The organism is Pseudomonas sp. B21-017, from assembly GCF_024749245.1.
Taxonomy (GTDB): Bacteria; Pseudomonadota; Gammaproteobacteria; order Pseudomonadales; family Pseudomonadaceae; genus Aquipseudomonas.
In genome coordinates this window covers 4,671,340-4,695,658 of the sequence record NZ_CP087194.1, presented here as the reverse complement: position 1 = coordinate 4,695,658, position 24,319 = coordinate 4,671,340, and the positions used below count along the sequence as shown (strand labels likewise).

22 protein-coding genes and 4 tRNA genes are annotated in these 24,319 nt (G+C 56.4%); 15 read left to right on the top strand and 11 right to left on the bottom strand.

The features are described from left to right. Positions 1-81: 81 nt before the first annotated feature. Entirely contained in the window at positions 82-1,047 is a 966-nt protein-coding gene (locus tag LOY28_RS21105; protein ID WP_018925159.1) for a bile acid:sodium symporter family protein, read from the bottom strand. A 152-nt stretch (positions 1,048-1,199) separates the two neighbouring features. Then, a complete protein-coding gene (rdgC, locus tag LOY28_RS21100) occupies positions 1,200-2,120 on the bottom strand; it encodes a recombination-associated protein RdgC (RefSeq protein WP_019579659.1) in 921 nt (306 codons plus the stop codon). A 159-nt stretch (positions 2,121-2,279) separates the two neighbouring features. Here rdgC and LOY28_RS21095 point away from each other — a divergent pair. The 4 genes from LOY28_RS21095 to LOY28_RS21080 all read left to right on the top strand — a co-directional run bounded on the left by LOY28_RS21095 (position 2,280) and on the right by LOY28_RS21080 (position 2,821). Further along, positions 2,280-2,355, top strand: a tRNA-Val gene (locus LOY28_RS21095). A gap of 19 nt (positions 2,356-2,374) precedes the next feature. Then, positions 2,375-2,451 (top strand) — tRNA-Asp (locus LOY28_RS21090). A gap of 198 nt (positions 2,452-2,649) precedes the next feature. Next, a tRNA-Val gene (locus tag LOY28_RS21085) sits at positions 2,650-2,725 on the top strand. A gap of 19 nt (positions 2,726-2,744) precedes the next feature. Continuing rightward, a tRNA-Asp gene (locus LOY28_RS21080) sits at positions 2,745-2,821 on the top strand. A 143-nt stretch (positions 2,822-2,964) separates the two neighbouring features. Here LOY28_RS21080 and LOY28_RS21075 read toward each other — a convergent pair. Both LOY28_RS21075 and LOY28_RS21070 read right to left on the bottom strand, forming a co-directional pair. Then, complete coding sequence (locus LOY28_RS21075) at positions 2,965-4,101, bottom strand: catalase family protein (RefSeq protein WP_258612491.1); 1,137 nt, start codon at positions 4,099-4,101, stop codon at positions 2,965-2,967. Between the two features lie 3 nt (positions 4,102-4,104). After that, the gene (locus LOY28_RS21070) at positions 4,105-5,937 is read right to left on the bottom strand and encodes a cytochrome c (RefSeq protein WP_258612490.1); all 1,833 of its coding nucleotides are present in this window, start codon (positions 5,935-5,937) and stop codon (positions 4,105-4,107) included. A 269-nt stretch (positions 5,938-6,206) separates the two neighbouring features. Between LOY28_RS21070 and LOY28_RS21065 the strand changes: the two genes are divergently transcribed. The 9 genes from LOY28_RS21065 (at position 6,207) to LOY28_RS21025 (ending at position 13,107) form a co-directional block, all read left to right on the top strand. Continuing rightward, positions 6,207-6,920, top strand: a complete 714-nt coding sequence (locus tag LOY28_RS21065; RefSeq protein WP_018925162.1) for an FKBP-type peptidyl-prolyl cis-trans isomerase — start codon at positions 6,207-6,209, stop codon at positions 6,918-6,920. 294 nt (positions 6,921-7,214) lie between these two features. After that, entirely contained in the window at positions 7,215-7,670 is a 456-nt protein-coding gene (locus LOY28_RS21060) for a YkvA family protein (RefSeq protein WP_028940036.1), read from the top strand. A gap of 112 nt (positions 7,671-7,782) precedes the next feature. Continuing rightward, positions 7,783-8,124: a helix-turn-helix domain-containing protein gene (locus tag LOY28_RS21055; RefSeq protein WP_026286335.1), complete on the top strand. Its 342-nt coding sequence runs from the start codon at positions 7,783-7,785 to the stop codon at positions 8,122-8,124. Beyond that, positions 8,121-8,492, top strand: coding sequence for a hypothetical protein (locus tag LOY28_RS21050; protein ID WP_007898892.1), 372 nt, complete (start codon positions 8,121-8,123; stop codon positions 8,490-8,492). The genes LOY28_RS21055 and LOY28_RS21050 overlap by 4 nt, the downstream gene beginning before the upstream one ends. Then, on the top strand, positions 8,493-8,900 hold the full coding sequence (locus tag LOY28_RS21045) for a sel1 repeat family protein (RefSeq protein ID WP_258612489.1): 408 nt from the start codon (positions 8,493-8,495) through the stop codon (positions 8,898-8,900). A gap of 79 nt (positions 8,901-8,979) precedes the next feature. Beyond that, entirely contained in the window at positions 8,980-9,192 is a 213-nt protein-coding gene (locus LOY28_RS21040) for a hypothetical protein (RefSeq protein ID WP_064619300.1), read from the top strand. Between the two features lie 284 nt (positions 9,193-9,476). Beyond that, positions 9,477-10,418 (top strand): bifunctional oligoribonuclease/PAP phosphatase NrnA, encoded by a 942-nt coding sequence (locus tag LOY28_RS21035; RefSeq protein WP_258614497.1) that lies wholly within the window; start codon positions 9,477-9,479, stop codon positions 10,416-10,418. Positions 10,419-10,698: 280 nt separating this feature from the next. Beyond that, positions 10,699-11,061, top strand: a complete 363-nt coding sequence (locus tag LOY28_RS21030) for a DUF6463 family protein (RefSeq protein ID WP_028940044.1) — start codon at positions 10,699-10,701, stop codon at positions 11,059-11,061. Between the two features lie 357 nt (positions 11,062-11,418). Continuing rightward, entirely contained in the window at positions 11,419-13,107 is a 1,689-nt protein-coding gene (locus LOY28_RS21025; protein ID WP_258612488.1) for a hypothetical protein, read from the top strand. Between the two features lie 394 nt (positions 13,108-13,501). Here LOY28_RS21025 and LOY28_RS21020 read toward each other — a convergent pair whose 3' ends face one another. The 4 genes from LOY28_RS21020 to LOY28_RS21005 all read right to left on the bottom strand — a co-directional run bounded on the left by LOY28_RS21020 (position 13,502) and on the right by LOY28_RS21005 (position 17,194). After that, positions 13,502-14,416: a toll/interleukin-1 receptor domain-containing protein gene (locus LOY28_RS21020; protein ID WP_258612487.1), complete on the bottom strand. Its 915-nt coding sequence runs from the start codon at positions 14,414-14,416 to the stop codon at positions 13,502-13,504. Positions 14,417-14,611: 195 nt separating this feature from the next. Continuing rightward, positions 14,612-15,163, bottom strand: a complete 552-nt coding sequence (locus LOY28_RS21015) for a toll/interleukin-1 receptor domain-containing protein (protein ID WP_258612486.1) — start codon at positions 15,161-15,163, stop codon at positions 14,612-14,614. A gap of 24 nt (positions 15,164-15,187) precedes the next feature. Next, positions 15,188-16,651: an SIR2 family protein gene (locus LOY28_RS21010; RefSeq protein WP_258612485.1), complete on the bottom strand. Its 1,464-nt coding sequence runs from the start codon at positions 16,649-16,651 to the stop codon at positions 15,188-15,190. Between the two features lie 39 nt (positions 16,652-16,690). Then, positions 16,691-17,194 (bottom strand): TIR domain-containing protein, encoded by a 504-nt coding sequence (locus LOY28_RS21005; RefSeq protein ID WP_258612484.1) that lies wholly within the window; start codon positions 17,192-17,194, stop codon positions 16,691-16,693. A gap of 573 nt (positions 17,195-17,767) precedes the next feature. Here LOY28_RS21005 and LOY28_RS21000 point away from each other — a divergent pair. Further along, a complete protein-coding gene (locus tag LOY28_RS21000) occupies positions 17,768-18,091 on the top strand; it encodes a hypothetical protein (RefSeq protein WP_026286336.1) in 324 nt (107 codons plus the stop codon). A 289-nt stretch (positions 18,092-18,380) separates the two neighbouring features. On the opposite strand, the gene LOY28_RS20995 is transcribed toward LOY28_RS21000, so the two are convergent. Together LOY28_RS20995 and LOY28_RS20990 are read right to left on the bottom strand one after the other, a co-directional pair. Then, a complete protein-coding gene (locus LOY28_RS20995; protein WP_258612483.1) occupies positions 18,381-20,171 on the bottom strand; it encodes a bifunctional diguanylate cyclase/phosphodiesterase in 1,791 nt (596 codons plus the stop codon). 134 nt (positions 20,172-20,305) lie between these two features. Continuing rightward, positions 20,306-22,387, bottom strand: a complete 2,082-nt coding sequence (locus LOY28_RS20990; RefSeq protein ID WP_258612482.1) for a carboxy terminal-processing peptidase — start codon at positions 22,385-22,387, stop codon at positions 20,306-20,308. 140 nt (positions 22,388-22,527) lie between these two features. Here LOY28_RS20990 and LOY28_RS20985 point away from each other — a divergent pair, with 140 nt between their 5' ends. Continuing rightward, positions 22,528-23,490 carry a zinc-binding dehydrogenase gene (locus LOY28_RS20985; protein WP_026286337.1) on the top strand — a complete coding sequence of 321 codons (963 nt, stop codon included), beginning with the start codon at positions 22,528-22,530 and terminating at the stop codon, positions 23,488-23,490. A gap of 167 nt (positions 23,491-23,657) precedes the next feature. On the opposite strand, the gene LOY28_RS20980 is transcribed toward LOY28_RS20985, so the two are convergent. Next, positions 23,658-24,311, bottom strand: a complete 654-nt coding sequence (locus tag LOY28_RS20980) for an HAD family phosphatase (protein WP_138866073.1) — start codon at positions 24,309-24,311, stop codon at positions 23,658-23,660. Positions 24,312-24,319: the final 8 nt, after the last annotated feature.

Genomic DNA, 24,319 nt, shown 5'->3' with positions numbered 1-24,319 from the left:
AAGCACTCGATCGAGTCGCGAGGTCGTCCCCGCGTTGCGCGATAGAGTGCCCATCATTAACCCGAGGATCAAGTTTTCGGATCAGTCAGCCACTTGCTGAGCAGCGATTTTCCGATCCTCTTTTTCGCTCATGCGACGGAAATATGTCGAGAGCAGCGCCCCCGAAATGTTGTGCCAGACGCTGAACAACGCGCTCGGCACCGCCGCCAGTGGCGAGAAGTGCGCACTGGCCAGTGCCGCACCCAGGCCGGAGTTCTGCATGCCGACTTCCAGTGCCAGGGATTTGCGTTGGGCCAGCGGCAGGTTGAACAGGCGCCCGGTGAAGTAACCCAGCAAGTAGCCGAAACTGTTGTGCAGCATCACCACGGCCATGATCAGCAGACCGGATTCGGCAATCTTCGCCTGGCTGGCGGCCACCACGGCCGTGACGATGATCACGATGCTCACCACCGACACCAGGGGCAATACTTCTACCGCGTGACGAACCCGATCACCGAGCACGCGTTGGGCAACCACGCCAAGTACGATCGGCAACAGCACGACTTGCAGGATCGACCAGAACAGCTCCATGAACGACACCGGCAACCAGGCCGAGGCCAGCAGCCAGATCAGCGCCGGTGTCAGCAATGGCGCGAGGAGGGTGGTGACGGCGGCGATGGCCACCGACAACGCCAGGTCGCCGCGAGCCAGCCAGGTCATCACGTTCGACGAGGTGCCGCTCGGGCAACAGCCGACCAGAATCACCCCGACGGCGATCTCTGGCGGCAGGTGGAATACCTGGCAGAGCAACCACGCCATGCCGGGCATGATCACGAAATGGGCGACCACGCCCAGGGCCACGCGCCACGGATGGCGAGCGACTTCGGCGAAGTCTTCGAGCTTGAGGGTCAGGCCCATGCCGAACATCACCAGCCCCAGCAGCGGCACAATGGCGCCTTTCAAACCGATGAACCAGGCCGGCTGCAGAAACGCCACGATGGCGAAAATCAGTACCCAGTAAGCGAAGGTGTTGCCGACAAAACGACTCAATGCAGCGAGTGCGCGCATGGCCTGATCCTTGTTATTCATATTCGAAAATTGCGCAGATCCAATGTGGGAACGGGCTTGCTCGCGAAGGTGGTCGGACATTCAACAATGATGTTGTTTGTCATGACGCCTTCGCGAGCAAGCCCGCTCGCACATTTAGACCGCGCGTCGATTTAGATCCCTTGCGGCATCTCTTCACCACCCAACGCTTCAACCAGTGCTGGCAGGAAGTCGCCGAAGGTCAGCATCATCAGGGTGAAGCTGGCGTCCAGTTGACCCAGTGCTTCGTCGCCACCGTCCTGCTCCGCCTGATCTTGCAGCAGGTCTTCGAACTTCAGGCGCTTGACCACCATTTTGTCGTCGAGCACGAACGACAGTTTGTCCTGCCAGGCCAGCGACAATTGAGTGACCACTTTGCCGGTGCTCAGGTGCAGCTGGATTTCTTCGCTGGTCAGGTCCTGACGCTTGCAACGCACGATGCCACCGTCTTCGTGGGTGTCGCGCAGTTCGCACTCGTCCAGCACAAAGAAATCGTCTGCGGCTTTCTGAGTGGTAACCCACTCGGTCATGGTCGCGGTCGGGGACATCTTCACCGTCAGCGGACGTACCGGCAGCGAGCCGATCACTTCACGCAGGGTGGACAGCAGGTCTTCGGCGCGTTTCGGGCTGGCCGAGTTCACCAGGATCAGGCCCTGTTTCGGCGCGATGGCGGCGAAGGTCGACGAGCGACGGATAAAGGCGCGGGGCAGGAAGGCCTGGATGATTTCATCCTTGATCTGATCACGTTCCTTTTTATAGACCTTGCGCATTTGTTCGGCTTCGATCTCTTCGACCTTTTCCTTCACCGCGTCGCGCACGACGCTGCCCGGCAGAATGCGTTCTTCTTTACGGGCGGCGATCAGCAGGAAGTCTCCGCTGACGTGTACCAGCGGTGCGTCTTCGCCCTTGCCGAATGGCGCGACGAAACCGTAGGTGGTCAACTCCTGGCTTGCACATGGACGCGCCAGTTTGGTGGCCAGTGCAGTTTCCAACGCCTCGGCATCAAAAGGCAGATCTTGGGTCAGGCGATAGATAAGCAGGTTTTTGAACCACATGAGGTGAGTCTCTCCTTTATACAAAGGGGGGCATTATTGTCTTCGCCGGGTCATAGGCCAACCCTTCTCTAAGCCTTTGGAAGGCCTGAGAAAATTAATTAAAAAAGTGCTTGCCAGAGGTTGGGTCGCTCCGTAGAATGCGCGCCACACCGAAGCGAAGGGTGATTAGCTCAGCTGGGAGAGCGTCTGCCTTACAAGCAGAATGTCGGCGGTTCGATCCCGTCATCACCCACCATTCGTTTCAAGTGTTTAGCGCAGCGGTAGTTCAGTCGGTTAGAATACCGGCCTGTCACGCCGGGGGTCGCGGGTTCGAGTCCCGTCCGCTGCGCCATATTCGGTAACTTGGACCACTGAACGCCAGGTCACCACGGAAAAACCCGCTGAGGCGGGTTTTTTTCTGTCTCAAGTTTGTACCTTGTTCCATCGGGTTGTGTCGTTTCACCGGTTTTCGGATTTTTTTGAAAAAAACTTCAATTAAATCAACACTTTACGAAAACTTGTGGCATAATGCGTCCCGTAACGAAGCGAAGGGTGATTAGCTCAGCTGGGAGAGCGTCTGCCTTACAAGCAGAATGTCGGCGGTTCGATCCCGTCATCACCCACCATTCGTTTCAAGCGTTTCGCGCAGCGGTAGTTCAGTCGGTTAGAATACCGGCCTGTCACGCCGGGGGTCGCGGGTTCGAGTCCCGTCCGCTGCGCCATATTCGGTATCTGGAACACTGAACGCCAGATCACCACAGAAAGCCCGCTTAATGCGGGCTTTTTGCTGTCTGGGATTTGGCTTTTTGCCGGACTCACTGAAGAAAGCGACCTGTTCGGGTCGCTTTTTTCGTTTCTGCCTTACTTATTGTTCGCCGTTGCGGCTGTGTCGATAGTCGCTGACGGCCTCGTACACCGCTTTGCGCAACCGGTTGATCCCACCAATCGGCCGATGGGCTTCAAGGCCGAACCATGGATTGAACGACAGGTTGTCGCATTGCAGGTTCAGCGCCGGGGTGTCGAAATCCTGGGCGGGCAGCTTGATCCTGGCCACGGTTTCGAAGGGCGCGTCTCGTTCACGCCACTCGATGCTGGTGTCTTCGATCGGCATATATTGGCCCGGATCCTGACGCTGGATCTGCAAAACGAAACAGGCTGGCACCCGATCAGTCGACAGCTGCTGGTTCAGCGCACTGCGCAGGAAGTTCGGCAGGTTTTGATTTTGCGTGGGCAGCGTGTAGGTCGGGCAGCTCTCCGGATCCGGGATTACCCGGAATTTGACGTTGGCCTCACCAAACTTGTACGGCGAAACCGAAAAGTAGGTGGGCTGGGTCGGGCTTGCCGGGGCAGGGGAGAGTGTCGCCAGCGCAATAAACAGATGACGAACCTGCCAGGTGCGCGGATCCCAAGCCGGGAAGAACGCCATTATCGTTTTGCCGTCAGCCTGAGCGGCCACATTCTGACGATACTCGGCGACATCGCTGACAAAGAAGTTCGGATGGTTGAACATCACGAAATCCTGCTCGTTGCGCCCTTGTCGATCACTCAGCAACTGTTTACCCGGCACATCGAACAACTTGATCGCCATGCCCCGAGCATCGCGGATGCTGTCGAACTGCGGATAGGCATTGCCGTTGGACAGACGCATCGTCGCTTGCCAGGTTTTGCCGGGTTCGCTGAACACGCCTTGGCGCAACGCCGTCGCCAGATCCGGCAGCACCTGAACCTCGGCCTTCACGCAACCATGGGCCTTGGCGTGAGCGTCGCGCAGATAGCGAGTACTTTCGCGGTGTTGATCGACGATCCGCACCGCTGTCTGGATGATGTCCCGGGTCATCGCCGCTTCGCCGTCCGGAATCAGTTCTTCAGCCGATACCGGGCCGCGATGTTGCCAGGCGAGCCATGCCATGGTCAGCGCCCAACCGAGGACCCCCAAACCCAACAACCACAGCAGGGTTTTACCAAGGAAGGCACCCAGACGTAGCCAGAGCGTGATCAGCATGGGTCAATCCTTTTGACTGATGAGATGGTCTGGCAATTGCGACTCCAGCGGGCCGCCCAACACTTTCAGGTATTCCAGCAGTGCCCAGCGCTCCTGCGGTTGCAGCAGGCGACCGATCACGCCATTACCGCGCTCGCCGTCGCGGAATTCGTGGCCGCTGTTGTGATTGCCGGTAATACGCGTGTCGAACACAAAACCGTTGGTGAAGGCTTCGGTGCGATAGCCCAGGTGTTTGGGATCGTATTCGAAGGTGCCCTTATAGAACGTTGTTGCGCGTTCATCCTGGGGCGAGAGCAGTTGATAAATGCTCGGCACCGAACCGTTGTGCAAAAACGGCGGCGTGGCCCATACGCCCGCCAGCGGCCGGGCCTTATAGCTGCGCAATTCCTGGACGCCGATAGGCAAGCCGAAACCGTCCAGGTTTGGCCGCTCCGCCGGCGTCACATTGGCAGCGCGATAGGCCTGGTTCCCCACGAAAGCAGTGACGTAGGCCAGCCCCTTGGCCACTGACAACTGGCTCAAATCCAAGGGGTCCGTGGGTTTTGGATGCAATTGCACGTCCAGTTGCGCAAGCTCTGCCGGATCCCACTGCAGGGCTGTCAGATCGAAGCGATGGTCGGCAATATTGTTGGCGGCGCCGGGGTCTGTGCCTATCATCTCCACAGGCAGTAATTTCAGGTGGTGCACCGGTCTGCCGTCGCTTTGGGTGACGCGGGGGACGTGGCACCCAGCGCAGTTTTCAGCGAATAGTGCGCGGCCTTTTGCGGCCAACGGTTTGTCGATGGAGCCCAGCAAGGCTTCCGGCCAGACGGGCGGCTTGAGTCGTTGCAGGGTTTGTTCGATCCGGTGCAGATCGCGCACCCGGACGCTGGACGGGTAGCGGTCGTCGCCCTTGAGTGGCTGCCCGCTGGCGTCGAAGAAATTCAGCGTGGCGCCGACACCCAGGGCCTCGCCGATGTTACGGGCCATCGGTTGCTGCGCCGAACCGTTCCACTGCACCCAGTCGAAGGTCCACATGTCCCACAGTTGCGGGTAGTCCACCGGCGCGTTGGCCACACGGTAGTTGGCCGGCGAAATGGCGTCGCCGAAGCTGGCGTTGGCAATGCGCCCGAAGGCGTCGGTACGGCCGGGGCCTTCTTCGGTGGGGTAGAGCCCGCGATGGGTATCGTTCCAGGCCACTTTCAAGAAGGTATCGAGTGAGCTTTTGAAGTCCTGGCGTAGCTGTTGATGCCGGGCGTCATAGTCCTGGCCCAGGACATTGCGCGCGAAACGTTCGAATTTCCACGGGTTGTAGTAAGTCGAGGCGAGGCTGGCCACCAGTGCCTGGCCGAAACTGCCGCCGCGCAGGGTCGGGACGCTGGATGGCAACACATGCTGGGCCGAGCCGCCGTCGATGCGCACGGCCTGGCCGTTGAAACGCAATTCGCCGGTGTGGCAGGCGGAACAGGTGATGTCCAGAAACTCTTCCTGGCTGCCCGGATTCTGATGACGGGCGAAACCGACGGGCAGGTTGCCAGGGTTGTCTGGCGTGGTTTTCTGGCTCGGATCGATCAGAAAACCAAAGCGTGCGAGGTATTCGGGAGCGGCGAATCGTTTTTGCGAGAAGGGCAGTTCGAGGGCGTTGAACCAGTCATAGCGCAAGCCTTTGACCTGGGTGCCTTGGGGCGTGAAGTAGTAGGCCTGGCGGTCTGCGGCGCTCCATTGCTCCAGGTAATGCACCTGTTGCGCCGGTGACCAGGCCGGTAATTTCGGGTTGGCGACGTAGTACAGCACCACGGCGAGGCCCAGCCCCAGTAGTACTGCGATCAGAATCAGCAAGCGGATTATGAGGCGCACGATAAACATCCTTGTCAATTTGTACCTCTCTTATGCCTCAGCTGATGAAGTGCGGCAAGAGGCCATTACGCCAAGGGCTGTGGGAACCGGCATCGGGGGCTGTGAGAGCCAGATGACAGAAGCTTCATCGTTCTAATCCCGAAATGCGTTTAAACACCTGAACTTATCGGAAGTTTCCTGCTCTCATGCCGGTAGCCATTGGTCGTGGCCGCCTGATAAGCTCGCGGCTTTACTCGATTGCCCTTTAGGCGCATGAACAAGGAAATAGCATGAAACAGCATCGGTTGGCGGCGGCGGTGGCCCTGGTTGGCCTGGTACTTGCGGGTTGTGATTCGCAGACCAGCGTAGAGCTGAAAACCCCGGCGCAAAAAGCTTCCTACGGCATTGGCCTGAACATGGGCAAAAGTCTGGCTCAGGAAGGCATGGATGATCTGGACTCCAAAGCCGTAGCCCAAGGCATCGAAGATGCCGTCGGCAAGAAAGAACAGAAACTGAAGGATGAGGAACTGGTTGAAGCCTTCGCAGCGCTGCAGAAGCGTGCCGAAGAGCGTTTGGCCAAGATGAGCGAAGAGTCGGCAGCCGCCGGCAAGAAATTCCTCGAAGAGAATGGCAAGAAAGCCGGTGTCGTCACCACGGCTTCCGGCCTGCAATACGAAGTGGTCAAGAAGGCCGATGGCGCACAGCCTAAGCCGACCGACGTAGTGACTGTTCACTACACCGGTAAACTGACCAACGGCACCGTTTTCGACAGCTCCGTCGAGCGCGGCAGCCCGATCGATCTGCCGGTCAGCGGTGTGATTCCGGGTTGGGTCGAAGGCCTGCAACTGATGCACGTTGGCGAGAAGTACAAACTGTACATCCCTAGCGACCTGGCTTACGGCGCCCAAAGCCCTAGCCCGGCGATTCCAGCCAACTCGGTGCTGGTATTCGACCTGGAGCTGCTGGGCATCAAGGATCCAGCCAAACAAGACGACGCCAAGTAATCCGCGTCTGCTCGAAAAAACAACGCCTCGCTTATGCGGGGCGTTGTTGCATCTGGGGTTTGGTGAAGGTAAACAAAGCGAACGGATGCGGTACGCTGCAGTCTTAGCCAGTGAGAGTGCCCGAGCTAGACGGACCGGTGCGCCAAGTCAATGAAATCTTGGGTTTTTTTATGTGAGTAAAAAACGCCCGATCTGAGCAAGACCCTTGTGAAACGGGGCCTCCAGCGGTGAAATGCAGCTCTGTTCACAAGGTTATCCACAATTTGTGTGGATAACATTTCAGTGGAGGAAAAGATGAAAATGCCCTGGAATTTCGCCCGCTTCCTGCCAATGGCCGGGCGCCTGCTCGCCCGTGGTCGTTTGCCGACCCTGCTGTTCGCGGTTGCCAGCAAAGGTGCGAGCCAAGGTAATCGTCTAGGCAAACTAAAAGACGATCTGCGCTTGTTGCAGGCACTCTGCCTGGCCTACTGGCGTGGTGAGTACCGGGCCATCAGCCCGAAAGCGATGGTTTCGGTGGTGGCCGGCCTGATGTATTTCCTGAGCCCGGTGGATGCGATCCCGGATTTCATCCCGGTGTTCGGCATGCTCGACGACATTGCCGTGCTGGCCTGGTTGATGAAAGTCCTCGATGACGAACTCAACGCCTTCCGCGCCTGGCGCAAGCGTCAGGCGCCGGAAAAACTCGCAGTGGTTGAACGCCTGCCCGATACCCCGGAACAGCTGCAACTTCAGGGCCCGAAAAAAAACTGAACCGATTCAGGATCATCCATATTCATACCCCCCGCGACCTTGGCCGCTGTTAGGATTACACTTCTAAGGAAAAGTGCCGACTCGCTACGTGTCGTTGTCCTACGGGGTAGTCATGGATATTCAGATAATTACACGCGAAGGCGAACCAGAATATGCGGTTCTGCCATGGGCTCAGTATCAGGCTCTACTGAAAGCAGCAGGCATCAACGAACAACCACCGCGCGAAGCCACAGTGCGTCCCGCGGCCACATCAGACCAGACTCTTCCGGGTCTGGATCAACTACGCAGTTTGCGCGAAGGGAAGGGCATCGCCATTGAGGCGCTTGCCCGCACGGTAGGCATCAGTCCGTCATATCTCGCCTTGATCGAAAGCGGTGAGCGTCAACCCGACGCTGCTATTCGCCGCAGCCTCGCCTGGGAGTTGACGGTGCCAGGATGGAGGGATGAATCGTGAGCGTACGCATCAGTCGTCAACATTGGGACGGATTGCTGGGGGAACTGGATCAGGCGCGCCGTCAGCGCCATCTTCTGACTTATCGGGCATTGTTGGAGCGATTGCAGCTACCCACGCCCGCCATGCAAACCCTGACCGCCGCCCTTGAACACCTGGCCGCGCTGGACGCCAGGGCCGAGCAGCCGCTGCGCAGCTCGCTGGTGATCAGCCAGGGCGCCAGTCGTTTGCCGCGCACCGGCTTCTTCGAATGTGTCGAGCGCCTCGGGCGCTTCTCCGGACCGTCCGATGGCGTGGCTGCCGCATCCTGGCATGCCTCGGAAGTGGTGCGGGTGTTCGAATACGAGTACCCCGAGTCGGCGGAAGCCTGAGTGTTCCTACGACTCAAGGCGCGGGTCGGTTACTGGCTGGCCCGCCGGTTGTTCCACTGGTCGTGGTTTGTGCGCCAGCCGCGAGGCTGGCGCTGGCTCGAGGGCCAGTTCGCGCGCATGGCGAACCTGGGCGATGTCGGCGCCCAGAGCTTCTACGGCCACATCCTGACCTTTCGCGGTGTCGGTCTTGGCGCGCGCGAGGAGGGCGTACGATTACTGCGCCTGGCCGCGTTGGCAGGGGATGGCAAGGCGGCGTATCAGGTGGGCGTGATCTGCCTCGCGGGGACGCCGAGCAAGGCGCCGGATCCGGTGGAAGCGGCGCGGTTTTGGCGTATTGCCTTGAAGGCCGGGCATCCGTTGGCTGAGATTAAGTTGAAAGGGGTGGAGGGCGGCGATGCTGAGCAGTGATTCGATGTTCTTCGATTGCACAAGGGCTGCTTTCGGCTAGAACGCTCAAGAAAACCGACAAGGAGCCACGGGATCAGAAATGGATTTCATCTTTGATATCTTAATCAACCTGTTGGCTCATAGGATTGGCGTTTACGTGCTTGGCTTGCTGAGTGGCGGCCGTTTCAAGGGAGAAAGCGGTTTTGCCTGGGGCTGGGCAGTCGCCGTCGGCGGCTTGGTGCTGTTCGCTCCTTTCGTGGCTTTCATAGCGTTGCTCATCCATACCAGTGGTTCATACACCATTGCGCGCTGACATCCGCATGACTTCAAAATACCTCCATTCCGTCATGTTTTCGCAATGAAAGCATACGAGTCTTGTCGGCAGAAAATAGGGCATAAACAGAATGTTTCGGCACGCTAATGCGCTGTTTTAATTATGGAAAATGGATTTTAAGGACAGCCGATGTCGATGTTTTGTCAGAGCAGCCAGCAATGCTGTAAGCGATATCTTTGCTTCAGGCGGGAGTCCGCTTATTGCTCGATCATGGCGTTCGACCCGGAACTGGTTTCGGCAGCTCACGCTGTGGCCCACGTGTTATGAGGGTGGTGACCTCAGGCTCGGCGTATCTGGACATCGACGCGTATGCCTGTTGCATTGCGTACGCCGAGCTGTTGAATCACCAAGGCGTTGATGCTCGGGCCGTCAGTAGCGCCCCGCTCAATGCCAGCATCTCCAGGACCGTGCTTGGATGGCAATCATCTCTGGACGATTATCTGCCGAGAGCGGGTGATGAGTTCGTGTTGGTGGATGTCTCCGACTACCACCATTTCGACCCGATGGTGGTTCTTGAACAGGTGGTGGAAGTCATTGACCATCACCCAGGCTTTGAAAACTATTGGGCGCAAAAGCTCGGACCTGCGGCAGACATCCTGCCGATCGGCGCAGCGGCAACGCTGATTTTTCAGCGTTGGGAAGCGGCAGGGCTGTTGCCGCTGATCAGCGAAAAAAGTGCTGCGTTGCTGGCCACGGCAATTCTGGACAATACCCTGAATTTCACAGGGCAGTTGACCACCCAATCGGATATCCGGGCTTATGAAGTCCTCGCACGGCGGGCGAAACTGGAAGCGGACTGGCCCGAGCGGTATTTCTCCGAGTGCCAAGCCACTATCGAGTCAGACCTGATTGGCGCGTTGGCGGTTGATATGAAGCGGCTGAAAGCCGATAGCAACCTGCCGCAGGTTTTCGCGCAGATGGCGGTGTGGGATGCCAGTGCGCTGATCCGAACGCATCGTTCAACGATCGGTCACTGGCTGGCGGCGCAGGGTGAAGACTGGCTGTTGAACGTCATCAGCATCCGCGAGTGCAAAAGCTACTTTCTGGCTGAGCCCTTGGTCAGCCAACAAAAGTTGAGCCATTTGCTGTCGATCGAATGGCAGGCCGGAATGGCTGTGCTTGAGCGCTCGCTGCTACGTAAGGAACTGTTGAGGCTGGGGTTGGCCCGCATTTCTGTTGTGAGTAAACCGTTTCTGGTTTTGTAGCTACATCGAAGTGGGGCTTTTGGCTTATTGCTGTCTATCATCAAGAGCCGCTTCCCAATAGTGGACGGTGAACACGGGATGGCTGTCGCCGCAAAACCGCATGCTCCAGGAGGTCTGCTCCGCAGCTTTGAGTCATCAAGTATTTATACGGTTGGCGCGCCATCGGTGACGCAGCCTAACATGCGGCTCAAGTCGCTGGCTAAGCTCGCTCGGGACCGGCTAAAGAAGGCCCCAAACGTTAGGCACTCGTCCAACCTTACCGTTACGGAGCATATAAAATATGTCAAACATCGTCGCATGGACGCTGTTCGCCTTGGGCGCCTTCCATATTCCATTCGGTATTATTAAGTTCAAAGCAGCATTCGCCGCCGCTGTAGACTCTGGCTTCGTTGACCAGTTCAGAGTGCACGAAGATCGGCGTACCGCCCTCTGGTTTACCCTGCTGGGGCCGCTTTTTATGCTCGCAGGGCATACAGCGATTCACGCCGTAGCAGTTGGCGATCTCGCGCTACTTAAAATTGTTGGCATCTATGTGCTTATGATCTCGATCATTTGCGTCATTGCTGTTCCAAAATCGGGTTTCTGGGCAACGCTGCTGGTTTCACCGCTGATCATCGCGGCAGGGTATGGCTTGTACTCCTGACAAACGGTTCATGTCGTTCGCGAGGGCTTCAATGTCCACTCGGGGTCGTTTTAAGGGGATTCAGCCGGTGGACGCAACAGGCAGCAACCGGCCAAAAGCAGACACTTTTCGCTAACTGTAGCGGCTATTCGGATGCCCTCAAGCTTCACTTGCAATGTGAGGGGAAAAATCAGCAGATGGACTTCAACACATGCATCACTACTTTACAAGAGAATTAAAACTTTAATTATAAGATTATCGCTGTACTTGCCACATAAAAATTGGCGAACCGGAAACGGTAGCAGAGTGGTAAGTCCCGCGCGATCATCCACGTTTATTGGTCCCACATAGTGCATTAGCTCCAGGGATGACTAGTTGATGAAATTACCCGATACGAAACCTAGCCTCGAAAGTGCTTTCGAAGATAATACATACTCTGGCACCGCCACTTTCTTGTACTCCTCGAAGATTACTGGGAACGTAAACCTCGAAGGAATGTGCGAAATCCTCGCAGGGTCTGATGCATTTAGTTTCGCACTAACTAGCCGCGGAAAAATCTACTTCACGGAAGACAACAGACTTCGATCGCAACAATTAAGCATTGAGCCAACAATAACCGAACAAGGCATGACTGTTTCTGGGCATAACGATTTTCTCAAAGCGAACCCCGGAGACTCCAATACCTATGCTTTATCTTTAGCTTTCAACTTGCTCTTATCTGACAAGCGCTTGTTTAATTCTGCGCATGGCTTTCCCACGGAAAGCGCTAGAATATTCATGCGCCCAATTGCCATCAGATGCGAAGATGACGAAGATCATGAGCTAGTCCTTCCTTACATCAGAGTTTACACTGGTGGCATAATCAGTATTTCGCTGGCAACAATCGCTGGATTTGAAGAATCTACAATTCAAAGAGTAGTGCGCAGCGAAGTAAATAAATCGCGACAAAACCTTGCATCAGTATTGTGTGAAAGAGAATTGCACATGGCTTGCACCGAATGTCAGATGTCCCAGATGTCTCGGTGGGAGAGGCTTGCTCAACGAGAAGCATTTGAAACCATCATGGGTGCAGCGCTAAACAATCCAGGAGAAATAGAATTCGTAGACGAGCGTCTAACTATCTACGAACTTGTACACACCGATCAACTAACACTTACGGATATAGCGCGAAATTTTTTATCGGTGGTCGCTCGCACCATTGCAGCAGGTGCCGTTCAAACCCGCATCAGATGGTATGGTAGCCAGTACGAAGACGACTCCATAGGACAACACTGGCGTGGCAAGCCAATATTATACATCCGCTCCCATACCAATCAAAAAAGGAGCTCATTCGAAAACTGGTCTGCGCACAGATCTCTAGTCAACAGCGTAATGGTCCGAACTTTTCTATCGAGCAAGATTGCCCACGCCGATTTAAATCTTAAGGACATGAGAAACTTCGACGACTATAACAACTTTTACTCTGAGTCGGTATCATTGATGCTAGCCTCCTCGCAGGTAGAAGCTATTGTAGAGCAGCACGACTCTTACACCTTCAACAACTTAACCTCCGACATCCAAGTACTGAATGAAGCGTCGCACTTCATACAAACATACTACTCCTACGCATCCCTAGGGCTAGACAAGTGCAAGACAGCAATAGACGTTGCCCGGCTAGAGCTTGATATACTGGCATTTGAGGAAACTCTTCTTTCTGCGCACAAATATGGAGAAATCGCCAAGTATATTGAGGGGGTACAGAAAGGCGACCAACTAATTACGATCTGCAAGCTGCTACACAAGAAAATTGAAACTGTTCGTAAATCTCTAGAGCTAGACGATAAGATAAAGTCAGAATCTTATACACGTCGAATCACAATAATATTCGGAATTATTGCTTCTGCCACGCTATCCCCTGAAATGATGCAACCAATGGCAAAATACTTTGATGTGTTGCCCGAAAACGGTGATCTCGCAAAGCTGTACGGCATAGGCGCGTCGGTAATTGTTGTCGCGGGATTATTAGTTCTCAGTCACTACGCCTTCAAAATCAAAGACAGGATTATCAAGACTCTGCACTGGCGTTGACTTCCCAGAAATCGCCCCCGCTTTTCGATAGGCACAGGTAGAGTCAGGTCGTGTTTTTGGCTGAACATATATAATGTAGCCCGCCCGCACCTACGGTCTATCATCCTGCATTCGTGATCGCTGTAGGTGTGAGAAAGTGGCAGGGATTTTACATAAGCAATATTTTGAGAGTGATTACTGTGTCGTCAAGCGGGGCAGCTTACCTATACATGTACAAAAGATTGTCGATCGGCCCAAGCTCTTGTTGTGTGTATTGCGCCTTGTTGATCAGCCGTGAAGGATCTTGAATCAATTCGATCAAACAGTCGTAACCGTGATCTCCACCTATAAGGTCGGCGATGGCCGCATAGGCCTTGTGGCGGCGATGTTTAGAATTTTATTTTACCTGCAGATCCTAATCCCTAACCAGAACTTCATAAGTGAACGTCACATGCTCTGGAACATACTCTTGTGCGTTGACCTCACGCTGCACCTCATCAATAGTGATGATGCACAGAACTCCGTACGAGTTTAATAGGACTGCTTTCTGCCCCAAAACTGGTTTGACAATGCGGCCCGGTGTTATGAAAGACTCTACAGTAAGCGGGTCAAAATCCGGACCAACAATTAGGCCAATCGCTTTTAAGCCACTATCTATGTACACTTGGATACTGTTGTTGGAATTCCCACTGAAGTTGATTTTGAATTCGAACTCCCCGTGGCCAACCGTGTAGTGAGAATGGTTCCTATAGCGAAAGGTTACACGTCCATTAAGGGCGGGATTCGCGTAAAGAGCAGGGTCGCGAAGAGCATCAACACGCTCAAGGCGTGCTGCGCGTTTTCGAACTAATGACAATGGGACGGCATGAGTCTTATCAGCCGGCAGCCCTTCGACCCATCGCCAGAGTTCGTCTATCTGAATCGACCCGGGAAACTCGTTATTTTCAGGACTGGAATTAAAGTCAAAACCCTTAGGATTATGATCATTGAGCCAGTTAGGCAATATACGGTCGGGGTTTCGGACGAATATAACTGACAACCATTTGGCTGGCTTGCCCATAAAGGCCTTACTTACCCATTTTGTCTCAATGCCAACCCCAGACTCTGGCTTGTTATTAGCTCGGTCAACATAATTTTCGTCGACAATTAAAAGAACATGAGCGGCCTCTGTAACCTCTCGCATGAAACCGTGCAGACTTGATCCATAATCTACTGCCTCATCAATTTTTACGACGTAGCCGAGTAGGTGGAGTTGACTAGCGAGCAATCGAACCCATTCTCGATGGGCTGTTGATGTCCACGCGTAAGAGATAAATAGATCGGCACTCATGCATTCAATTCCAGTTTACGTAGCGAGCCTGCGGCTCCCCACCAGTGATTCATTCTGCCTTGCTAAGATTTTGGCATTGTTCGGCAACCTAGCGTTCTTCGACGCTAACGCACTACGTAACAACATCTTTGAAGGAGCGCATAACCAGGAGCTATAGGTACTGTTGTCGACCGTCAGCTATCGGCCGCCGAGACTTCAATATCCCGAAAGCCAATTTCTCAACGTTACGGCTGTATTTGCTTTGGCATCAAGCACCATCCACAGCTCTTTCTCTTGTCCTGAAAGCTTTCCCCAGACGATTCGGTGGTACAAGCCGAGATACTCCCAACTCGTCCAATTGTCATCGTAGGTACTGTCAGATGCTGGAAACAGGGCGATGTTCACCAAGCCCTTTTCGCCATCCGCAACGCCCAACTCCCAGGGAACCCACCGACTTTCTTTGCTGTTCTCAGTCGTCAGCAGAACAAAGCGTCTTGTTTGACTAATGCGCTGCTTAAGTAAAGCAGCAGTTTCTGCTGAGGTGTAGGGCGGCATTTCAGGGTCAATTTCATCGATATAGACCCGTGCGCCGTGGTTGTGAAGCACCTCCATCGCCCCCTCCAGCAGTTCGTGATCTTTGCTGGAGTGCGATAGGAATGTGCTCGTGCCACCGCTTGATGCATTGGATCTTAGAAGCTGCTCGCGGCCACTTTGCGATCTGTTTGCTGTAAAAGCTCGAAGTTCGGCCTTGGTAACGTTCCTTGCCATCGAATCCTTCCTACTTGGGGGCACTCACGTAGCACGAGCTATTCGGTCAATGATCTCAAATACTAAGGAAACGAGCTTGCGCCGCCCTTCTTTGCTATCCAGGAACCCTGGAGCAGAAAGTACTTTCAGTTCTTTATCCGTGGGCCTAATAGCGTCCTGACCAGATGAGGAGAGCTCTGATCCCAACAGCAGGTCACTGATTTTCTGCGCAGCGCCACCAGACGCCCCTACCGGGAGCAGAAATACCCCTGCCGCCTTGGCAACTTCAAACTCTTGTTCCACGCCTTGAGCGACCTCCAACTTGTCGCCGGCCAGCTTCGCACCGCCAATGAAAATGGCGATACCAGCTTGTCGCGCAAGCTCCAGCCGCAGCGCAGCCCATTCTTCGTTGTTGGGCTGGGCTCCCGCCAGGGGCTGAGGAAAGGGCCTGGCGATCAGCCGTCGCTCCAGATCCCATCCGCCGCCTTGCCGCAGCGCTCCCAAGAACCCCGACAATGACGCCGATCCAACCAACAGGCCTGCACCAGTCACCAGGTGGCGCCCTGTCTCACCAATCTGCCGGCCAATGTCCTCGGCCAGCGCATGGATGTCGGCTGACTCGGAACCTCCCCGCTCAAGAGGCCAGCTACCACTTACCCAGATTCTGCGCGCAGCGACTCGCTTTTCAATCTGACGTAGAAGCGCCGGAATTTCGGCATAGTCACTGACCTCTACTGCCAACAAGCCATAGCGTTTCAGATCTTTCGCCCACAGCTTGTGCTGAGCACTGCGCGCTGCGAACTCCCCTTCGGTCGTGAAGTCGGCCTTCTGCGGCGCACGCACGATGGCAAAATGCTCGGGCGGCGCATCGGTGAAGCTTTCCCGAATCAGCGATAGGACATGCCGAACATTGGGGTCGGTGAAGCTGATGCCGATGAACAGCATGGACATGCTGGTCAGGTGCGCTTGAAACAGCGGCAGGTACTGGCCTCGTTTTGAACGAAACAGCTCGTAGTCGTCCGTGGAGATGACGACGTCGTCGAGGCGATCCACAGAACCATGCATCTTGTAGAGCAGCGCTGCGCCAGGTGTCACCCTGAGGGCGAGATCTTTGGGGCCGGATATGGGGTTGAGCGGCCGGCTAATGGATTCAAATGCACGCTCTATCAAGCGGTCGTAGTTGGTCGTCCAGATATGTCTGACCGGTAGCCGCGAGATGATCTCAACCGTCTCTGGGATAGGTTTGTCAGGGCCTATCTCGTTCTTGATGACATTACGGACGCGTGTGGCACCACCGTTTTCCAGGATGCTCCATTGAGCCAGCGCCGCCAGGTCGTGGACGTTCTTCGAGTCAACCTCAAGCTCTACAGCGATGTCACTGAGCAGCGCTGACCAGGAAGGGTAGCCCGCCGCCATCGAGACGCCGGCACCAACGAAAATCGCCCCCACGCCATCGTTCAGCGCATCAGGGTACTCATTGAGGAATCGGTTTAAAGCCGCTTTAGTCATGGTTGGCACTCATCAAATGCGCGGAAATTGCTCCAGACCTCACAGCTTGTAGTTCTTCCGGACTGCAATGGCATCCTCGATCCATTGCTCAATGTTCTCCTGGATCGATGCGTAGACCGCTTTGCTGTCGGCCCCTACAGGGGTGATCAGATTGGCATAGTTTGAAAGGCTCACAGTACCGTTCTTCAGTGTGACCAGATCGAAAGGGTTGGAGCCCACCACCGAAGAGTTTCCATTGGTATCTAGAAGCTTGTTGATGCGAATGCCCACGACGCCCTTGCCCGCGTTCCAGCCCTTGATGATTTCGTTCACCACCCATGGTCGGCTTGCGGTCTCGGAACCCACCAGTACGACTACGCAGGACTTCCCTACGAGGCTGTCATCAATCCACTTTTCAATTGCTGCATTACCCTTTTTCTTGACCTCTTCCCACTCGTTCGGCGTATAGAGTTTCTGACCATCCAATGCACCGATGTTTCGAACTTGCTGGGTGCGCCAAAAATCATTCTTGAAGTGGAAGCTGAAGAAAACATTCCTTGCCATTGCATAGCTCCTGCTTGGGGTGTGGACGACTCTGATCAAACCTAACTGATTAGAAAGAGCGAATCCACAAGTTGAATCGCTCCTAGCTTCGTAGCCGCATTTGATGGTTGCTTTTGGCCGCTTTTGGCCGATTTCTGCCTGTCGCCACCGGCAGCTATAGATTGAAACCGGCTAGCCCACGGCGGAGAAATCAAGCCAGCCTTCAGCGAAGCCCTCCGCCATGTTCGCCTTTTTTGAGCGAAATTTCTGGGCAAGGTCTTCGGAAGTTTCCTTCAAGTTGTGGCGGTTTTCGTGAACTGGTGCGCAGTGAGTTCAATCGATAGGCTTTGGGTGTCACTGCATATTCAGTGGCAGGGCGTAGGAACCCTTCAACCTCCCAAAGACGACATAAGTGTCGACTTCTGATTTGCGGCTGCTGACTTGCGTCCGTAAAATCAGTTGCGGCGGCTGTGCGCGGGCACGCTTCGGCGTGGTCGAGTGTCTCTGGGGCTCGATATTCCTACCCCGCGTATAGCTGCCACCCATGCCTGTAGGAAGGCAAATGGCAGCTCCTATTTTTCCTGGAGTTTTAAAATGCCAACACTTCATCCTGATCCACCCTACGAAAAACCAATTCCCCACCCCAAAAACCGCTTCATGGCGTTGACCAGCAACTGCACCGACATGCCCACCCTGTTTGTCGACACCCATGCACCGCTGGATATCTTGACCGAAGCCGCCAGCTACCGAATTCGCGCCGTCACCCAAGTGCTTGAAAACCTGTCCATGCGTGGTTCAGTCGAGTGCGATTCGATGATTCTCAGTGATTTTGCCTTGCTCTGCGCCATTCCACTGAGGGATGGCTGTGATGTGCTGGATGTGATTGGGCGGCGGTTGAGGGCTCGGTCTTCGGACTAGAGCCGAGTGGTTTTTTTGGCGAGGGGCTTGCCCCCGCTTGAGTGCGGAGCGGTCGCCAAACCAAGCCCCGCGGTGTACCTGACAAATCCGGAATGCAGGTTTTGGGGCCGCTCCGCAGCCCAACGGGGGCAAGCCCCCTCGCCACAGGGTGGGAGTTGTGGTGGTTGGGGCTGCTGCGCAGCCCAGCGGGAGCAAGCTCCCTCGCCACACAAGAGCAAGATCAAAAGATCGCAACCTTTGGCAGCTCCGCGCCTGTGGGCGCTGCCGAGGCTGCGATTTTTTTTGGTGATCACCGCCGGCCTGAGATCAGTGTCTCTTCGGCGATTGGCACCACCAAACTATCAATCACATGCACGCTATACCCCGGCACATTCTTCGCGTGGTGTTTGGCCTGTGAGGCCATTTCCGCCAGTTGGCTCGCATCGAGCTGTCCGCAGGCCTGTGGATGCAGATGCACTACGCCGATGGACAGGGACAGCAGCGGAAACTCCTGGCGTACGCCCTGGCGGTTGGGGGCGATGAAGCAGCCGGCTTCCAGGTGTTCGCTGCGGTAGAAGCGTCGGCATTGGCTGTGGAAGTCGTCCAGCAGTTGGTTGAGGCGTTTGCGCCAGTCTTCCGGGCCGAGCACCAGCAGGAAGTCGTCGCCGCCGATATGGCCGACGAAGTCGCGGGATGGGTCGACGCGGTCGTTCAGGCATTGCGCCAGGCACAGTAGGACTTCGTCCCCGCGACCGTAGCCGTAGATGTCGTTGAAGGGTTTGAAGCTGTCGATGTCCACGTAGCAGATCACCGATTCCCATTCCTGTTGCAGCAGCCGTGTCAGGCATTGCTGGATCGGCACGTTGCCTGGCAGCAGGGTCAGCGGGTTGGCGTAGCGGGCTTGCTGGATTTTCAGTTCGGTAATCAGTTTGAGTACGTCGATCACTCGGCCCAGGCCCAGATAGCCGCCGTTGAGGGTGATGATGAAGTCTTCTTCGATGCGTTGGCGGGCGCGGCTGGTGATCAGGCGGCTGACCTGTTGCAGCGACTGGCTCAGTTCCACTGCGAGGAAGTCGTCGCTCATCAAGCGGCTGATGGGTTTGCGGGCGAACAGGTCGGTGGCAAACGGCTTGAGCAGGGCGTCGGAGAGTGAGTGACGGTGAACGATGCCGCACGGCCGGCCTTGCTTGTCGAGTACCGCCAGGGAGTTCAGGTTGGCCTGGCGGCGGAAGGCTTCCAGTACGGTGGCGGTCGGGGTGTCGCTGGCCATCGCCGGTTGGTCGTTGAGCAGGGCGCTGAGGTCACTGGCGTCCTCGTTCAGCATCGCTGCGGCGCTGGTTGGTTTGGGCATCAAGGTTCGGGCATCGCGGGGCGGATGCTCCTGGGGCCGGCAGAGCAGATAGCCTTGCACAAGATCGACGCCCATTTCGGTCAGCACGGCGAGTTCTTCTGACAATTCGATGCCTTCGGCGATCACTTTTGCCCGCGACGCCTTGGCGATCTGCAGGATCGAGCCGACGAATTCACGTTTGAGCGCGTCCTGATGGATGCCGTCGATGAAGTGCCGATCGATCTTGACGTAATCCGGGCGCAATTCAGACCACAGCCGCAAGCTCGAATAACCCGCACCCAGATCATCCAGCGCAATCGAAAAACCCATCGCCCGATAGTGATGCAGGGCGGTTTGCAGCAACTGGAAATCGTCGGTCGGGGTCTGTTCGGTGAGTTCGATCACCACCTGGCTCGGCGGTATGCCGAAATCCTGCAGCAGTTGCAGGGTGCGTCCGGGCTGGTGGGCGGCTTCGAGGAGGGATTCCGGGGACACATTGAGGAACAGTTTGCCGGGCAGTTGCTGTTCATTGAAGCGTCGGCAAGCGCTTTGGCGGCAAGCGATCTCCAGTTCGCTGAGGCGACCGGCCTGGCGAGCGACCGCGAACAGGGCGATGGGGGAGTGCAGCGGGCTGTTGGAGGGGCCACGGCTGAGGGCTTCGTAGCCGATGATTTGTCGTTCGGAGAGGGAGATGATCGGCTGGAACAGGCTGTGCAAACCGCTTTGAGTCAGTATTGAGCTCAAGGCACTCAGCTGTTCGGTTGTGGTCATGGCGATCTCTGGCGATAAAAAAAGGACCGGGAGCGCAAAGCTCCCGGTCCTTTATTTCACGACAGAATGATGTCTATTTGATGACACTCCGGGGAGCATCAGCACTAAATTGCCATCATCCTGATTGTAAGCACTTAGTGCTTGGCGACCGCGGTGTTGAGTTTCAAGTAATCCAGCAGAATCCGCCCGGTCTCGCTCAGGTAGGCGTCGTCTTCTGGTTTGGTCTTGTCCGGCTCGGCCGCGATGGCATCTTCGTCTTCTTTCTTCAGCTCTTTGAGCGGCTCTTCACCCTTGGCCTTGCGACGGATGTTTTCCATGGCCAGTTGCTTGGCTTCGATATCGGCGTGTTGTGCACGACGGTCGGCTTCATTGAGGCTGACGGTTTTTTCGGCCATCAGCTTCTGGGCCAGGGCCAGTTTGTCGCGGATGAACACGAACTCCGCGTCTTTGGCCGAGCGCATATCATGCTCGGACTTGAGCTGCGTGATGTACGGTTTGAACGGGTCGACCGCCGGCTTGATGGCCGCACGGATGGTGTCCCACGGCATCGCTTCCGGCAGGGCGCTTTCGCCGATTTCCTTGGTGTCGATGATCGACGGGTAATCGATGTCCGGCAGTACGCCCTGATGCTGGGTGCTCTGGCCGGAAACCCGGTAGAACTTGGCCAGGGTCAGTTTCAGTTCGCCATGGTTCAGCGGCTGAATGGTCTGCACGGTGCCTTTGCCGAAGGTCTGGCCGCCGATGATCAGTGCACGGTGGTAGTCCTGCATCGCACCGGCGAAGATCTCCGACGCCGAGGCGGACAAACGGTTGACCAGCAACGCCATCGGGCCTTTGTAGAACGCCCCCGGATTTTCATCTTCCAGCACATCGACCCGGCCGTCGGCGTTACGCACCAGTACGGTCGGACCTTTGTCGATGAACAGGCTGGTCAGCTCGGTGGCTTCCTGCAAGGAGCCGCCGCCGTTGTTGCGCAGGTCGATGACCACGCCGTCGACCTTGTCTTTCTGCAGCTCGGTCAGCAGCTTCTTGACGTCGCGGGTGGTGCTCTTGTAGTCCGGATCGCCGGCACGGAAGGCCTTGAAGTCCAGGTAGAAGGCCGGGATCTCGATGACGCCGAGCTTGTAGTCCTTGCCATCCTGCTTGAGGCTGAGGATCGACTTCTTCACCGCCTGATCTTCAAGCTTCACCGCTTCGCGGGTGATCGGCACGATCTTGCTGGTCTGGTCATTCGGCGCGTTGCTGGCCGGAATCACTTCCAGTCGCACCACGGTGCCTTTCGGTCCACGAATCAGTTTGACCACTTCGTCCAGGCGCCAGCCGACCACGTCGACCATCTCTTTGTTGCCCTGGGCCACGCCGATGATCTTGTCGGCCGGAGCGACCTGCTTGGTCTTGTCGGCCGGGCCGGCAGGCACCAGGCGCACGACTTTGACTTGATCGTTATCGCTCTGCAACACGGCGCCAATGCCCTCCAGGGACAGGCTCATGTTGATGTCGAAGTTCTCCGCGTTATCCGGCGACAGATAGTTGGTATGCGGGTCGTACGACATGGCGAAGGTGTTGATGTACGCCTGGAAGATATCTTCCGCGCGGGTCTGGTCCAGACGCACCAGCTGATTCTTGTAACGCTTGGTCAGGGTTTCCTGAATCTGCTTTGGCTCTTTGCCGGAGATCTTCATCCGCAGCACTTCGTCCTTGACGCGTTTGCGCCACAGGTCGTCGAGCTCGGCGGTGGTCTTGAGCCAAGGGGCATCCTTGCGGTCGACCAGCAAGGTTTCCTTGGTGGTGAAGTCGATCTTGTCGACGCCCTTGTTCAGCTCGGCAAGGGCAAATTCCAGACGCGCCTTGACGCGATCCAGGTAGCGCTTGTAGATGGTGAACCCGGCGTTCAGGTCGCCGCTCTTGAGGAAGTCGTCAAACTGGGTTTTCCATTTGTCGAATTCGGCAATGTCACTGGCCATGAAGTAGCTGCGCGATGGATCCAGCAGCTTGAGGTAGCTGTCGTAGATGATCGCGGAGCGCGCATCGTCGAGCGGCGGCTTGCTGTAATGGTGACGCTTGAGCAATTCGACGACGTTCAGACTGGCGATGACTTCGTCGCGATCGGGCTGAAGCTTGTCCCAGCTGTTGGCTGCGAACGAATTGCTCGACATCGGCAAGAGACCGAGACCAATGACAAGAGCGAGGGCGGTGCTGGGGAAAAAATGCTTCATGCTGATTCGACGCGGGGACAATTGATCACGCATATTAGGCCGTCTTTGAAGTCGCCGGTTCCCACAAGGGCCGGTCGCATAATGCAAGAAAGCCCGGCGCTATAGCTTCGGGCTCAGTCCAGACTCACTATGGAGGCACTGTGAAAGCATTGCAAGGCGTTGAGGGGCGAGTGGAGTGGGTTGAGGAGCCGAGTCCTACGTGCGATGTAGGACAAGTTCGTATCAGAGTGGCGGCAGCGGGACTCAATCGAGCCGATTTGTTGCAGAAAGCGGGCCTGTATCCGCCACCGCCGGGAGCCAGTCAAGCACTGGGTCTTGAGTGTTCGGGGGTGATCAGCGAGGTCGGCCCGGGCTCGTCCTGGCAGGTCGGAGATCGGGTTTGCGCCTTGCTGGCCGGGGGTGGGATGGCCGAAGAGGTAGTTGTCGACGGACGGCATGTGTTGCCGGTTCCCGAAGGTTTGTCCCTGGCCGAGGCCGCGGCGTTGCCGGAAGTGTATGCGACCGTTTGGCTGAATTTGTTTCAATTGGCTTCGCTCAAACCGGGTGAGAAAGTTCTTCTGCATGCCGGAGCAAGTGGAATCGGTTCAGCTGCCATTCAGCTGTGCAAGGCATTCGGCAACCCGTGCTGGGTCAGCGTCGGCTCCGAGGATCGTCTGGCCTACTGTGAAGCGCTGGGTGCCCAGGGTGGAGTGGTGCGCAACAAGGATCTGGACCGCCTGAACGATCTGGGGCCGTTCGATGTGATCCTGGATCCGGTGGGTGGCAACTATGCGGCGCTGAACCTCAAGCTGCTGGCTCGCGATGGCCGTTGGGTGTTGATCGGTTTGATGGGCGGTCGTGAAGCGCAGCTGGATCTGGCGCAGGTGCTGGCCAAGCGCGTGCAACTGCTGGGTTCGACCCTGCGCAATCGCGACGAGCAGTTCAAGGCCGATTTGTTCAGCGATCTCAGCCAGCACGTCTGGCCGCTGTTTGCCGAAGGGCGTTTGAGCCCGCAACTGGCCAGGACGTTTGCGATCGAGGACGCCGAAGCGGCGTTTGCGGAGCTGGCGACCAATCAGGTGTCGGGCAAGTTGGTGCTGGTGATTGATGACAGCCTGAGCTGACAACATGAACCTGTGAGTGCCTTTGTGGCGAGGGAGCTTGCTCCCGCTCGGTTGCGAAGCAGCCGCAAAACCTGAAAACCGGTTTTACCTGACTAGCCATAGTGACTGATTTTAGGGCCGCTTCGCGGCCCAGCGGGAGCAAGCTCCCTCGCCACAGGGGATCCGGGTTATTTCCAGATATGGATCGGCCAGCCGGCTTTTTCGGCGTGTTCGAGCAACACTGGATCCGGATTCACCACATGCGGGAAATCCACCTTCAGCAGCAGCGGCAGATCGTTGCGTGAATCGGAATAGAAACTCGCGCCTTCAAGGTTTTCCTCTTCGGCGTCCAGCCATTCCAGCAAGCGGGTGATCTTGCCTTCGCGGTAGGTCAGGGTGCCCACCGTGTTGCCGCTGTACACCCCGTGCGCCACTTCCAGTTCGATGCCAAGAATCTCGTCGATGCCCAGACGGTCGGCAATCGGCTTGACCAAATGCGTGCCCGAGGCCGAGATCACCAGAATCCGGTCGCCGGCCTTGCGGTGGGCGGCGATGGCTTTGGTGGCGTCGCTGAAGATGATCGGCTCGATAAAGTCTTCCACCCAGGGCGCTACCAAGTGCTCGATCTCTTCCGGCGTGCGACCGATCAACGGCTCCAGGCTGAAGGCCATGTAGTCTTCCATCGCCAAGTGGCCCCTGCCGTAGGCATCCATCAATTCCTTGTCACGACGCAGGAAGGATTCGCCATCGACCCAGCCGAGGCGGGCCATCTGTTCGCTCCATAGCGAGGCGCAGTCGCCGTGGATCAGGGTTTCGTCCAGATCAAAAATTGCCAGGGCCATCAGTACGG

Bases quoted from the DNA above. Each gene is read 5' to 3' on its own strand.
- LOY28_RS21105 (WP_018925159.1), bottom strand. From the start codon at position 1,047: ATGCGCGCACTCGCTGCATTGAGTCGTTTTGTCGGCAACACCTTCGCT.
- rdgC (WP_019579659.1), bottom strand. From the start codon at position 2,120: ATGTGGTTCAAAAACCTGCTTATCTATCGCCTGACCCAAGATCTGCCT.
- LOY28_RS21075 (WP_258612491.1), bottom strand. From the start codon at position 4,101: ATGCTGATCACGCTCTGGCTACGTCTGGGTGCCTTCCTTGGTAAAACC.
- LOY28_RS21065 (WP_018925162.1), top strand. From the start codon at position 6,207: ATGAAACAGCATCGGTTGGCGGCGGCGGTGGCCCTGGTTGGCCTGGTA.
- LOY28_RS21060 (WP_028940036.1), top strand. From the start codon at position 7,215: ATGAAAATGCCCTGGAATTTCGCCCGCTTCCTGCCAATGGCCGGGCGC.
- LOY28_RS21055 (WP_026286335.1), top strand. From the start codon at position 7,783: ATGGATATTCAGATAATTACACGCGAAGGCGAACCAGAATATGCGGTT.
- LOY28_RS21040 (WP_064619300.1), top strand. From the start codon at position 8,980: ATGGATTTCATCTTTGATATCTTAATCAACCTGTTGGCTCATAGGATT.
- LOY28_RS21035 (WP_258614497.1), top strand. From the start codon at position 9,477: ATGAGGGTGGTGACCTCAGGCTCGGCGTATCTGGACATCGACGCGTAT.
- LOY28_RS21030 (WP_028940044.1), top strand. From the start codon at position 10,699: ATGTCAAACATCGTCGCATGGACGCTGTTCGCCTTGGGCGCCTTCCAT.
- LOY28_RS21025 (WP_258612488.1), top strand. From the start codon at position 11,419: ATGAAATTACCCGATACGAAACCTAGCCTCGAAAGTGCTTTCGAAGAT.
- LOY28_RS21020 (WP_258612487.1), bottom strand. From the start codon at position 14,416: ATGAGTGCCGATCTATTTATCTCTTACGCGTGGACATCAACAGCCCAT.
- LOY28_RS21015 (WP_258612486.1), bottom strand. From the start codon at position 15,163: ATGGCAAGGAACGTTACCAAGGCCGAACTTCGAGCTTTTACAGCAAAC.
- LOY28_RS21010 (WP_258612485.1), bottom strand. From the start codon at position 16,651: ATGACTAAAGCGGCTTTAAACCGATTCCTCAATGAGTACCCTGATGCG.
- LOY28_RS21005 (WP_258612484.1), bottom strand. From the start codon at position 17,194: ATGGCAAGGAATGTTTTCTTCAGCTTCCACTTCAAGAATGATTTTTGG.
- LOY28_RS21000 (WP_026286336.1), top strand. From the start codon at position 17,768: ATGCCAACACTTCATCCTGATCCACCCTACGAAAAACCAATTCCCCAC.
- LOY28_RS20995 (WP_258612483.1), bottom strand. From the start codon at position 20,171: ATGACCACAACCGAACAGCTGAGTGCCTTGAGCTCAATACTGACTCAA.
- LOY28_RS20990 (WP_258612482.1), bottom strand. From the start codon at position 22,387: ATGAAGCATTTTTTCCCCAGCACCGCCCTCGCTCTTGTCATTGGTCTC.
- LOY28_RS20980 (WP_138866073.1), bottom strand. From the start codon at position 24,311: ATGGCCCTGGCAATTTTTGATCTGGACGAAACCCTGATCCACGGCGAC.